Annotated in this window: 9 protein-coding genes; 8 read left to right on the top strand and 1 reads right to left on the bottom strand. The window is 72.3% G+C overall.

Translation table 11 applies throughout. The features are described from left to right. Window positions 1-245: 245 nt before the first annotated feature. Window positions 246-809, bottom strand: a complete 564-nt coding sequence (locus tag EES43_RS06450) for a beta-class carbonic anhydrase (protein WP_124267813.1) — start codon at window positions 807-809, stop codon at window positions 246-248. A 434-nt stretch (window positions 810-1243) separates the two neighbouring features. Here EES43_RS06450 and rsmH point away from each other — a divergent pair, with 434 nt between their 5' ends. From rsmH to ftsW, 8 genes are all read left to right on the top strand, one after another. Beyond that, window positions 1244-2209 carry a 16S rRNA (cytosine(1402)-N(4))-methyltransferase RsmH gene (gene rsmH / locus EES43_RS06445; RefSeq protein WP_124267812.1) on the top strand — a complete coding sequence of 322 codons (966 nt, stop codon included), beginning with the start codon at window positions 1244-1246 and terminating at the stop codon, window positions 2207-2209. Window positions 2210-2285: 76 nt separating this feature from the next. After that, window positions 2286-2840: a cell division protein FtsL gene (locus tag EES43_RS06440; RefSeq protein ID WP_124271819.1), complete on the top strand. Its 555-nt coding sequence runs from the start codon at window positions 2286-2288 to the stop codon at window positions 2838-2840. Window positions 2841-2844: 4 nt separating this feature from the next. Further along, a complete protein-coding gene (locus tag EES43_RS06435; protein WP_124267811.1) occupies window positions 2845-4839 on the top strand; it encodes a peptidoglycan D,D-transpeptidase FtsI family protein in 1995 nt (664 codons plus the stop codon). Window positions 4840-5021: 182 nt separating this feature from the next. Next, window positions 5022-6617 (top strand): UDP-N-acetylmuramoyl-L-alanyl-D-glutamate--2,6-diaminopimelate ligase, encoded by a 1596-nt coding sequence (locus EES43_RS06430; RefSeq protein ID WP_124267810.1) that lies wholly within the window; start codon window positions 5022-5024, stop codon window positions 6615-6617. A gap of 4 nt (window positions 6618-6621) precedes the next feature. After that, on the top strand, window positions 6622-8043 hold the full coding sequence (murF, locus tag EES43_RS06425; protein ID WP_124267809.1) for a UDP-N-acetylmuramoyl-tripeptide--D-alanyl-D-alanine ligase: 1422 nt from the start codon (window positions 6622-6624) through the stop codon (window positions 8041-8043). Then, window positions 8040-9110: a phospho-N-acetylmuramoyl-pentapeptide-transferase gene (gene mraY / locus EES43_RS06420; RefSeq protein WP_124267808.1), complete on the top strand. Its 1071-nt coding sequence runs from the start codon at window positions 8040-8042 to the stop codon at window positions 9108-9110. The genes murF and mraY overlap by 4 nt, the downstream gene beginning before the upstream one ends. Further along, on the top strand, window positions 9092-10534 hold the full coding sequence (gene murD, locus EES43_RS06415) for a UDP-N-acetylmuramoyl-L-alanine--D-glutamate ligase (RefSeq protein ID WP_206429997.1): 1443 nt from the start codon (window positions 9092-9094) through the stop codon (window positions 10532-10534). Before mraY ends, murD begins: the two co-directional genes overlap by 19 nt. 59 nt (window positions 10535-10593) lie before the next feature. After that, window positions 10594-12045, top strand: coding sequence for a putative lipid II flippase FtsW (ftsW, locus tag EES43_RS06410; protein WP_206429996.1), 1452 nt, complete (start codon window positions 10594-10596; stop codon window positions 12043-12045).

Below are 12045 nucleotides of genomic sequence, written 5' to 3'. Positions count from 1 at the left end.
GAGCAGGGACCGGCGCGCGTGCGTACCCGCGCGGCCCACCCCGAAATACGGACACTCCTCCGGAAGGCCCGGGGACGTCACCCCCGCATTCTTGTTGCCGTTACCGCTTCGTGTCACTCGCCTGTGGATAACTGAGGGCGGAATGTAGGTGTATGACGCTTTTGGGTGAGACGAAAGACCGGTCGGAGGGCTTTCGGGGCGGGCCGGCTGGCGGGGGCCGGCCCCGGAGCGGACCGGCCCGCGGCTCAGGAAGCGGAATCGATCTCGCGGAGCAGGCCGGTGGTCACGTCGAAGACGAACCCGCGCACGTCGTCGGTGTGCAGGAGGAACGGCGAGGTCCGCACCCGCTGCATCGACTGGCGCACGTCCTGGTCGGCGTCCGAGTACGCCTCCACCGCCCAGACCGGCCGCTGGCCGACCTCGCGCTCCAGCTCCTGCCGGAAGTCCTCGGTGAGCGATTCGAGGCCGCAGTTGGTGTGGTGGATGAGTATGACGCTGCGCGTGCCGAGGGCCCGCTGGCTGATGGTGAGCGAGCGGATCACGTCGTCGGTGACGACACCGCCCGCGTTGCGGATGGTGTGGCAGTCGCCGAGTTCGAGGCCCAGCGCCGCGTGCAGGTCGAGCCGGGCGTCCATGCAGGCCACCACGGCGACCTGGAGGACCGGGTGGGCGTCCATGCCCGGATCGCGGAAATCGTCCGAGTAGCGCGTGTTCGCCTCGACCAGGCGGTCGGTGACCGTACCGCCCGCGCGGACCGGCTCGCCGGTGGTCGTCACGGGCTCGGCGGGGGAGTGAGCGGAAGTCGACATGGATACGACGTTAGCCGTCCCACCTGGTGCGAGCGTGTTGAGGGAGTGGACAAAGAACGTCAACTCGTCTTGTTGTGAGGTAGCCCACACGGCGGACCGAGGTGCATCCGTCCGGGTGAGGAGCCGGTTCGCGATGGTTGGGGCGACTCGCTGCCGCGCTCGTTGATCGCGCATCGATCGAATGGCAGGGTGGACTAAAGTAACGCGAAGTCACCGCCCCACCCGAGCACGCACCACCCCGCACCCACCGCACCACCTGTACCTCCTGCATATTCCGTATTTCCCCCGTGATGTGCGGCGTACGTGCGGCCCGGCCCTCTCCCGCTCTCGGTCGGCCGACGCCCCTTCCCCGGCGCCGGCGGACCTCCCCTTCAGAGCGGGCGGGGACCAGGACGTACGTACCGGCCGCGCGGGACAGAGCCTGAGAGGGCGCATTGAGCCAGACCCGACACGTCCCGGTGATGCTCCAGAGGTGTCTGGACCTGTTGGCCCCGGCTCTCCAGGCCCCGGCCCACCCGGAGCCCGTGGTCGTCGACTGCACCCTCGGCCTCGGCGGGCACAGCGAGGCCCTGCTCGCGGCCTTCCCCGCCGCCCGGCTGATCGGCCTGGACCGCGACAAGGAGGCGCTGCGGCTCTCCGGCGAGCGGCTCGCCCCCTACGGCGACCGGGCCACCCTCGTCCACGCGGTCTACGACGAACTGCCCGACGTCCTCGCCCGCCTCCGCATCCCCCGGGTCCAGGGCGTGCTGTTCGACCTCGGCGTCTCCTCCATGCAACTGGACGAGGCCGACCGCGGGTTCGCGTACGCCCAGGACGCGCCGCTCGACATGCGGATGGACCAGACGACCGGCATCGGCGCGGCCGAGGTGCTCAACACCTATCCGCCCGGCGAACTGGTCCGCATCCTGCGCGCCTACGGCGAGGAGAAGCAGGCCAAGCGGATCGTCTCCGCCGTGGTGCGCGAGCGCGAGAAGGAGCCGTTCAGCAACAGCGCCCGGCTGGTCGAGCTGATCCGCGACTCGCTGCCCCAGGCCGCCAAGCGGACCGGCGGCAACCCGGCCAAGCGGACGTTCCAGGCCCTGCGCATCGAGGTCAACGGCGAGCTCGGCGTCCTGGAGAGGGCGATCCCGGCGGCCGTCGGCACCCTCGCGGTCGGCGGCAGGATCGCCGTGCTGTCCTACCACTCGCTGGAGGACCGGCTGGTCAAACAGGTCTTCGCGGCCGGCGCCGCCAACACCGCGCCCCCCGGACTGCCCGTCGTCCCCGAGCGCTACCAGCCGCGCCTCAAGCTGCTCACCCGGGGCGCGGAGCTGCCCACCGAGGAAGAGGTCGCGCAGAACCGCCGCGCCGCGCCCGCCCGGCTGCGCGGTGCCCAGCGCGTCCGCGAGGAGGAGCGATGAGCGCCAGGGAGACCGTGCGGTGAGCGGGAAGCAGGCCGCGGCGCTGAAGGGGCGGGCCGGACGGCTCGCCCGGCTGATGCCGTCCTCCGGGCCCAGCACCGCGGCCCGCACCCCCTTCGTCCTCCTCGTCGTCCTGCTGCTGGGGGGCGGGCTCATCGCCCTGCTCCTGCTGAACTCCGCGCTCAACGAAGGATCGTTCAGGCTCAGCGAGCTGAAACGGGACACCACCGAGCTGACCGACGAGCAGCAGGCCCTCCAGCGCGACGTCGACAGCCTCTCCCAGCCCGACGCCCTGGAGCGGCGCGCCCGCGAGCTGGGCATGGTCCCCGGCGGCAGCCCCGCCTTCCTCGAACCGGACGGCACCGTCCGCGGCGTCCCCGCCGAGGCCACCGCGCCGCCGCCCCCCAGCCCCGGCGCCATGCTCGGCGGCCCGAAGCCCGGAGCGGCCGGCCCCGCCGCCACCGCGACGGCGGCCCCACCGGCCGCCCCGCCCGCCGGCCCGTCCGGCTCGGCCCCGCCGCCGCCGGCCGCGTCCGGCCCGCAGCCCGCCGCCGGGGCCGCGACCGGGCCCGCGGCACAGAACGCGCCGCGCACCGCGGCGACCCCGCCCCCGACGCCCTCCGGCAGGTGACGCAGTGCCGCCCAAGGAACCGCCGCGCCGCCGCGTACCCGACCCGGCGCGCCCCCGTAACGCGGCGAGCGGCGCCGGCCGTTCCGGGCCCCGCCCGCCGGCCCGCCGGCCGCGCTCCGCACCGGGACGCTCCGGAGGCACCGCCCGCGGCCGGGCGCCCCGCGCCCTGCGGCTCGGCAGCCCGCGCCCCCGGCTGCGGCTGGTCGGCTTCGGGCTGACGGTCGTCATGCTGCTCTTCACGGCCCGGCTGCTCCAGGTCCAGGCGGTCGACGCCTCCGCGTACGCGGCCAAGGCCGAGAAGAACCGCTATCTGGAGTACACGGTCGCCGCCGAGCGGGGCGAGATCACCGACCGCAAGGGCGTGGCGCTCGCCACCAGCGTCGACGCCCACAACATCACCGCCGACCCCAAGCTGTTCACGCCCGAGGACAGCAAGGCCCCCGACGCTCCCCAGCAGGCGGCGGCCCTGCTCGCCCCCATCCTGGGCAAGGACGTGGACGAGCTCGTCAAGAAGCTCTCGACGCCCAGGAGCCGTTACACCGTCCTCGCCTACCGGCAGACGCCCCAGGTCTGGAAGCAGATCAAGGACCTCAAGACGGTCTTCGCCGAGAAGGCCGCCGAGGACGGCGCGAACGGCGGCCCGGGAGCCAACGTCCTGGCCGGCGTCCTCCAGGAGCCGACCACCAAGCGGGTCTACCCCAACGGAGACCTCGCCGCCGGGATACTGGGATTCGTCAGCGACGACGGCAAGGGCGGCGGCGGACTCGAATCCCAGCTCGACAAGGAGCTCGCGGGCGAGGACGGCAAGATCCGCTACGCCCAGGCCGGCGGACGCCGGGTGCCCACGGCCGGCTCCAGCGAGATCCCGGCCGTACCCGGCTCCGACGTCGAACTGACCATCGACCGGGACATCCAGTGGGCCGCCCAGCGCGCCATCGCCGACCAGGTCGAGAAGTCCAAGGCCGACCGCGGCTACGTCATCGTGCAGAACACCCGGACCGGCGAGCTGCTGGCCATGGCCAACGCGCCCGGCTACGACCCCAACGACCTCTCCCGGGCCGGCTCCGCCTCCCTCGGCAACGCGGCCCTCCAGGACGTCTACGAGCCGGGCTCCACCAGCAAGGTCATGTCCATGGCCGCCGTGCTGGAGGAGAAGGCCGCCACGCCCGGCACCCACGTCGTCGTCCCCAACCGGCTGCACCGCGGCGACCGGCTCTTCAAGGACGACATCGACCACCCCACCTGGTACCTCACGCTCAACGGGGTGCTCGCCAAGTCCAGCAACATCGGCACCATCCTGGCCACCGGCCAGCTCGGCGAAACGCAGGCCGAGTCCAACCGGGTCCTCTACTCCTACCTGCGCAAGTTCGGACTCGGCAGCAAGACCGGGCTCGGCTACCCCGGCGAATCGCCCGGCATCCTCGCGCACCCGAAGGACTGGTCGACCTCGCAGCAGTACACGATCCCCTTCGGCCAGGGGCTCTCGCTCAACGCCGTACAGGCCGCCTCGGTCTACTCCACGATCGCCAACGGCGGAGTCCGGGTCGCGCCCACCCTCGTACGCGGCGCCAAGGGAGCCGACGGGCGGTTCACCGCCGTAGACGCCCCCGAGGAGAACCGGGTGGTCAGCGAGAAGACCGCCAGGACCCTCGCGACCATGCTGGAGTCCGTCGTCGACGACCGGGAGGGCACCGGAACCAGGGCCGCCATCCCCGGCTACCGCGTGGCCGGCAAGACCGGCACGGCCAACCGCGTCGACCCGGTACGCGGCGTCTACCAGGGCTACACCGCGTCCTTCGCCGGTTTCGCGCCCGCCGACGATCCGCAGATCACCGTCTACTGCGCGATCCAGAACCCGACCCGGGGAAGCTACTTCGGCGGCCAGATCTGCGGTCCCATCTACAAGCAGGTCATGGAGTTCGCCCTCAAGACGCTCCAGACCCCTCCGTCCGGCAGCAAGCCGCCCCGGCTGCCGGTGTCCTTCCAGCCCGGCGAGTGACGCGGGGAAGCGCGAGCACCCCTCAAGGAACCTCAGTGACAACCATCACCCCCGATCCCGGGAACCGGAACGAGAACCACCGGGGCGCGGGTCCCTCGCTTCGCGAGAGCCCGCCCCAGCCCGGTACGCTCACCGCCGTGCCCCACGCTGATCAGTCCCAAACCACCCAGAAGGACGCGCCTGTGACCTACCCGGGAGCGCCCCGACCGGACCGGCTCCGGCCCACCCCGCTCGGCGAGCTGGCCGAACGGCTCGGCGTCGAGTCGCCCGGGCCCGGTGAGGTCACCGGCATCACGCACGACTCGCGAGCGGTCCGCCCCGGCGACGTGTACGCGGCCCTGCCCGGCGCCCGCCTGCACGGCGCCGACTTCGCCGCCCAGGCCGCGGGCCTCGGCGCCGCCGCCGTCCTCACCGACCCGGCCGGCGCCGAGCGCGCCGCCGCCGCCACCGGCCTGCCGGTCCTGGTCGCCGGGAACCCACGCGCCGTCATGGGCGAGATGGCCGCCGACATCTACGGGCGGCCCGGCATCGGCCTCCTCCAGATCGGCATCACCGGAACCTCCGGCAAGACCACCACCGCCTACCTGGTCGAGGGCGGCCTGCGGGCCGCCGGACGCTCCACCGGGCTCATCGGCACCGTGGAGATGCGGATCGGCGACGAGCGGATCAAGTCCGAGCGCACCACCCCCGAAGCCACCGACCTCCAGGCCCTGTTCGCCGTCATGCGCGAACGCGGCGTCGAGGCGGTCGCGATGGAGGTCTCCAGCCACGCCCTGGTGCTCGGCCGGGTCGACGGCTGCGTCTTCGACGTGGCGGTCTTCAACAACCTCAGCCCGGAGCACATGGAGTTCCACTCCGGCATGGAGGACTACTTCCAGGCCAAGGCCCAGCTCTTCACCCCCGGGCGCAGCCACCGGGGCGTCGTCAACTTCGACGACGAGTACGGCCGCAGGCTCGTCACGGAGTCCGGGGTCCCGGTCACCACCTTCTCCGCCGAGGGCCACCCGGACGCCGACTGGCACGCCGAGGACGTCCTGGTCGGACCGCAGGACAGCGCCTTCACCGCCGTCGGACCGAACGGCGAGCGGGTGGCCGCGCGCTCCCCGCTGCCCGGACCGTTCAACGTCGCCAACACCCTCGCCGCGATCGTCACGCTGGCCGTCGCGGGCGTCGACCCGCAGACCGCCGCGGACGGCGTCGCGGCCGTCCCCGGCGTCCCGGGCCGCCTGGAGCGGGTGGACGCCGGCCAGCCCTACCTCGCCGTCGTCGACTACGCGCACAAGACCGACGCCGTCGAGTCCGTGCTGCGCTCCCTGCAGAAGGTCACCGAGGGCAGGGTGCACATCGTGCTCGGCTGCGGCGGCGACCGCGACACCACCAAGCGCGGCCCGATGGGCGCCGCGGCGGCCCGCCTCGCCGACACCGCCGTACTGACCTCCGACAACCCCCGCTCCGAGGACCCCCTCGCGATCCTCGCCGCGATGCTCGCCGGCGCCGCCGAAGTGCCCGTCCACGAGCGCGGCGACGTGCTGGTGGACGCCGACCGCGCAGCCGCCATCGCCGCCGCCGTCGCCCGCGCCGAACCGGGCGACACCGTCCTCGTCGCGGGCAAGGGGCACGAGCAGGGCCAGGACATCCACGGGGTCGTACGGCCCTTCGACGACCGCAAGGTCCTGCACGCAGCCATCGAGCGGTCCCTGGGGCGCACCGGCGCCGACGACGACGCCCCCGCGGGCGCCGTGGACCGTGCCGCTCCCGAGAACAACAGTCAGGGATGACCAAGTGATCACCCTTTCCCTCGCCGAGATCGCCGAAATCGTCGGCGGGCAACCGCACGACATACCGGATCCGTCGGTCACCGTCCACGGCCCCGTCGTCCACGACTCCCGGGCCGTGGAGCAGGGCAGCCTCTTCGTCGCCTTCGCGGGCGAGCGGGCCGACGGCCACGACTTCGCCCCCGGGGCCGTCGAGGCGGGCGCGGCGGCCGTGCTCGCCGCCCGCCCCGTCGGCGTCCCCGCGATCGTCGTCGACGACGTCCTCGCGGCCCTCGGAGCGCTCGCCCGCGCCGTCGTCGAACGCCTCGGCACCGCGGTCGTGGCGCTGACCGGTTCCGCGGGCAAGACGTCCACCAAGGACCTCATCGCCCAGCTGCTGGAGCGCCGGGCCCCCACGGTCTTCACGCCCGGCTCCCTCAACAACGAGATCGGCCTGCCGCTCACCGCGCTGCGCGCCACCGCCGAGACCGAGCACCTGGTCCTGGAGATGGGCGCGCGCGGCATCGGCCACATCCGCTACCTCACCGGCCTCACCCCGCCCCGCATCGGCCTGGTGCTCAACGTCGGCACCGCCCACCTCGGCGAGTTCGGCAGCCGCGAGGCCATCGCCCAGGCCAAGGGCGAACTCGTCGAGAGCCTGCCCGAGGACGGCTGCGCCGTCCTGAACGCCGACGACCCCCTCGTCCGCGGCATGTCCGCGCGAACCAAGGCCCGCGTCCTGCTCTTCGGAGAGGCCCCGGAAGCGGACGTACGGGGCGAGAAGGTCAGGCTCACCCCCGACGGACGGCCCGCGTTCGAGCTCCACACACCCACCGGGTGCAGCGACGTGACCTTGCGCCTGTACGGTGAGCACCACGTGTCGAACGCGCTCGCCGCGGCCGCCGTCGCCCATGAGTTGGGCATGTCCGTGACCGAGATCGCCGAGGCGCTCTCGGAGGCGGGCACCCTCTCCCGCTGGCGCATGGAGGTCACCGAGCGTCCGGACGGTGTGACCGTCGTCAACGACGCCTACAACGCGAACCCCGAATCCATGAGAGCCGCACTCCGTGCGCTGGCCGCCATGGGCGAGGCCCGACGGGCCGAGGGGGGGCGCACCTGGGCGGTGCTCGGTCAGATGGCCGAGCTCGGTGACGCGTCGCTCGCCGAGCACGACGCGGTCGGACGGCTCGCCGTCCGGCTCAACGTCAGCAAGCTCGTCGCGGTCGGGGGCAGAGAAGCCTCCTGGCTGCAACTGGGCGCATATAACGAGGGTTCGTGGGGTGAGGAGTCGGTGCACGTGTCCGACGCACAGGCGGCCGTCGACCTGTTGCGCAGTGAACTGCGCCCGGGAGACGTCGTGCTGGTGAAGGCGTCCCGGTCGGTCGGCCTGGAGAAGGTCGCTCTGGCACTGCTGGAGTACTCGACCGAGGGCGAGGTCACCGGCCGATGAGGCAGATCCTCTTCGCGGGGGCCATCGGGCTCCTTCTGACCCTGGTCGGAACCCCGCTGCTGATCAAACTGCTGGCCCGCAAGGGATACGGGCAGTTCATCCGGGACGACGGCCCGCGCACGCACGGCAGCAAGAAGGGCACGCCCACGATGGGCGGCATCGCCTTCATCCTGGCGACGATCATCGCGTACGTCCTGACGAAGGTGATCACCGACGAGGACATGCGCTTCTCCGGCGTCCTCGTGCTGTTCCTGATGGCCGGAATGGGGCTCGTCGGCTTCCTCGACGACTACATCAAGATCGTCAAGCAGCGTTCGCTGGGCCTGCGGGCCAAGGCGAAGATGGCCGGCCAGCTGATCGTCGGCATCGCCTTCGCGGTGCTCTCGCTCCAGTTCCCCAACTCCGCGGGCGCTACCCCGGCCTCCACCCGGCTCTCGTTCGTCGAGGACTTCGGCTGGTCGATCGGGCCGGTGCTGTTCTGCGTCTGGGCGCTGTTCATGATCCTGGCCATGTCCAACGGCGTGAACCTCACCGACGGTCTGGACGGTCTGGCCACCGGGGCCTCGGTGATGGTCTTCGGCGCCTACACCTTCATCGGCCTCTGGCAGTTCCAGGAGTCCTGCGCCAACGCGGACACCCTGACCAAACCCAGCGCCTGCTTCGAGGTCCGCGACCCGCTCGACCTGGCCGTGGTCGCCTCCGCCCTCATGGGCGCCTGCTTCGGCTTCCTGTGGTGGAACACCTCGCCCGCCAAGATCTTCATGGGCGACACCGGTTCACTGGCCCTCGGCGGCGCGCTCGCGGGTCTCGCGATCTGCTCCCGCACCGAGTTCCTGCTGGCCATCCTCGGCGGCCTCTTCGTGATGATCACCATGTCCGTGGTCATCCAGGTCGGCTCCTTCAAGCTGACCGGAAAGCGGGTCTTCCGGATGGCGCCCCTCCAGCACCACTTCGAACTGAAGGGGTGGTCCGAAGTCCTTGTCGTGGTCCGCTTCTGGATCATCCAGGGCATGTGCGTGATCGTCGGACTCGGCCTCTTCTACGCGGGATGGGCAGCCAAGAAGTGAGCACCGTGGACTGGCAGGGCAAGCACGTCACCGTCGCCGGGCTCGGCGTCAGCGGAATCCCCGCGGCCCGCGCCCTGCACGAGCGCGGCGCGCTCGTCACCGTCGTCAACGACGGCGACGACGAACGCGCCCGCGCGCAGGCGGCCGAACTGGAGGCGCACGGCATCACGGTGCGTCTCGGTGACGGCGCCACCCTGCCCGCGTCCACGGAACTCGTCGTCACCGCCCCCGGCTGGCAGCCGGATAAACCGCTCTTCCTGGCTGCCGCCGAGGCGGGCGTCCCGGTCTGGGGCGACGTCGAACTCGCCTGGCGGCTGCGCGGGACCACCGGCCGCGAGCCCGCACCCTGGCTCGCGGTCACCGGTACCAACGGCAAGACCACGACCGTACGGATGCTGGCCTCGATCCTCGAAGCGGCCGGCCTGCGCACCGCCGCCGTCGGCAACATCGGCGTATCGCTGCTGGACGCGGTGCTCGGCGAGGAGGAGTACGACGTCCTCGCCGTCGAGCTCTCCAGCTACCAGCTGCACTGGGCGCCGTCCCTGCGCGCCCACTCCGCCGCGGTCCTCAACCTGGCCCCGGACCACCTCGACTGGCACGGCTCGATGGAGGCGTACGCGGCCGACAAGGGCCGGGTCTACGAGGGCAACACGGTCGCCTGCGTCTACAACGCGGCCGACCCGGCCACCGAGGACCTGGTCCGCGAGGCCGACGTCGAGGAGGGCTGCCGGGCCATCGGCTTCACCCTCGGCACCCCAGGCCCCTCGCAGCTCGGCGTGGTCGACGGCATCCTCGTCGACCGGGCCTTCGTGGCCGACCGCCACCAGCAGGCACAGGAACTGGCCGAGGTCTCCGACGTCGACCCGCCCGCCCCGCACAACATCGCCAACGCGCTCGCCGCGGCGGCCCTGGCCCGCGCCTTCGGCGTGGAACCGGCGGCCGTCCGCGACGGGCTGCGCGCCTTCCGGCCGGACGCCCACCGCATCGAACATGTGGCGGACGTCGACTCCGTCGCCTACGTCGACGACTCCAAGGCCACCAACACGCACGCCGCCCAGGCGTCCCTCGCCGCCTACGAGCCGATCGTCTGGATCGCCGGCGGCCTCGCCAAGGGCGCCACCTTCGACGAACTCGTCACCGGCGCGGCGAAGCGGCTGCGGGGCGTCGTGCTGCTGGGCGCCGACCGCGCGCTGATCCGTGAAGCCCTGGCGCGACACGCCCCCGAAGTCCCGGTGGTCGACCTCGACCGGACCGACACTGGGGCGATGTCCGAGGCGGTCCGGCAGGCCGCCCTGCTCGCCCGGCCGGGCGATACGGTGCTGCTGGCCCCGGCCTGCGCCTCCATGGACATGTTCGCCAACTACAACAAGCGGGGCGAGGCGTTCGCGGACGCGGTCCGCGCCCGCGCCGACGAGAGCGCCTGAGGAACGGGCCCCGGCCCCGGCACCGCCCCCGGGCACGAGCAGTGGAGGGGACAGCGACCATGCCGGCCGACGAGAGCTCAGCCCGGCGCAGACCGGACCGCGTACGGGCGTCCCGGGCGCCGGTACCGCGCCTGCCGGCCGCACCCGTCCCCGCCGGCGTACCGCTGCCCCCCGGCACGGCCCTGCGCGGACGACTGGCCACCGGCTCCCGGCGGCCCGCCGCCCCGCGCGGCTCCGGCCGCGGCAGCGGCGGCGGAAGTCCGCGCCGGCCGCGCGGCGGCCGGGTGCGGGGGGCCTACGAGCAGGCACGCCGGGCCTGGGACCGGCCTCTGACCGCCTACTACGTGATCCTGGGCTCCAGCCTCCTGATCACCGTGCTGGGCCTGGTGATGGTCTATTCCGCCTCGATGATCAAGGCGCTCGACATCAGCAAGCCCGCCACGTACTTCTTCGGCAAGCAGTTCCTCGCCGCGGTCATCGGCGGCGCGCTCATGCTGATCGCCACCCGGATGCCGGTGAAGCTCCACCGGGCCCTCGCCTACCCGATGCTGATGGTCACCGTCTTCCTGATGGTCCTGGTCCAGGTGCCGGGGATAGGGATGTCGGTCAACGGCAACCAGAACTGGCTCTACCTCGGCGGCCCCTTCCAGCTCCAGCCCAGCGAGTTCGGCAAGCTCGCCCTGATCCTGTGGGGCGCCGACCTGCTCGCCCGCAAGCAGGACAAGCGGCTGCTGACGCAGTGGAAGCACATGCTCGTGCCGCTCGTCCCGGTCGCGTTCGTGCTGCTCGGCCTGATCATGCTCGGCGGCGACATGGGCACCGCGATCATCCTCACGGCGATCCTGTTCGGCCTGCTCTGGCTGGCCGGCGCCCCCACCCGGCTCTTCGCCGGGGTGCTCGGCTTCGCCGCCGTCATCGCCTTCCTGCTCATCAAGACCAGCGCCAACCGCATGTCCCGGCTCGCCTGCATGGGCGTGAGCGAACCCGATCCGGAGGGCGGCTGCTGGCAGGCCGCGCACGGAATCTACGCTCTGGCGTCCGGTGGATGGTTCGGTTCCGGGCTGGGGGCCAGTGTGGAAAAATGGGGTCAACTCCCCGAACCACACACCGACTTCATCTTCGCGATCACCGGTGAGGAACTGGGGCTGGCGGGGACGCTGTCCGTGCTCGCCCTGTTCGCGGCTCTAGGCTATGCGGGTATCCGCGTGGCCGGACGCACGGAGGACCCCTTCGTGAGGTATGCCGCGGGAGGCGTGACGACGTGGATCACGGCCCAGGCCGTGATCAACATCGGTGCGGTGCTCGGCCTGTTGCCGATCGCCGGGGTCCCGCTCCCGCTGTTCTCCTACGGAGGGTCCGCCCTGCTGCCGACCATGTTCGCGGTCGGGCTGATGATCGCCTTCGCGCGAGAGGATCCCGCCGCGAAGGCGGCCCTGGCCGTGCGGAGGCCCGGGGTGAGATGGAAGACGATGAGACGGCGCGTCAAGAAGCGTCCGTCCGGAGAGCGGTGA

The organism is Streptomyces sp. ADI96-02 (assembly GCF_003846185.1).
GTDB lineage: Bacteria > Actinomycetota > Actinomycetes > Streptomycetales > Streptomycetaceae > Streptomyces.
This window is presented reverse-complemented; position numbering and strand designations above follow the sequence as displayed.

What these genes read in the sequence shown, in the direction of transcription:
- EES43_RS06450 (WP_124267813.1), bottom strand. Translation starts at nt 809, where the DNA reads ATGTCGACTTCCGCTCACTCCCCCGCCGAGCCCGTGACGACCACCGGC.
- EES43_RS06440 (WP_124271819.1), top strand. Translation starts at nt 2,286, where the DNA reads ATGCCGTCCTCCGGGCCCAGCACCGCGGCCCGCACCCCCTTCGTCCTC.
- mraY (WP_124267808.1), top strand. Translation starts at nt 8,040, where the DNA reads ATGAGGCAGATCCTCTTCGCGGGGGCCATCGGGCTCCTTCTGACCCTG.
- murD (WP_206429997.1), top strand. Translation starts at nt 9,092, where the DNA reads ATGGGCAGCCAAGAAGTGAGCACCGTGGACTGGCAGGGCAAGCACGTC.
- ftsW (WP_206429996.1), top strand. Translation starts at nt 10,594, where the DNA reads ATGCCGGCCGACGAGAGCTCAGCCCGGCGCAGACCGGACCGCGTACGG.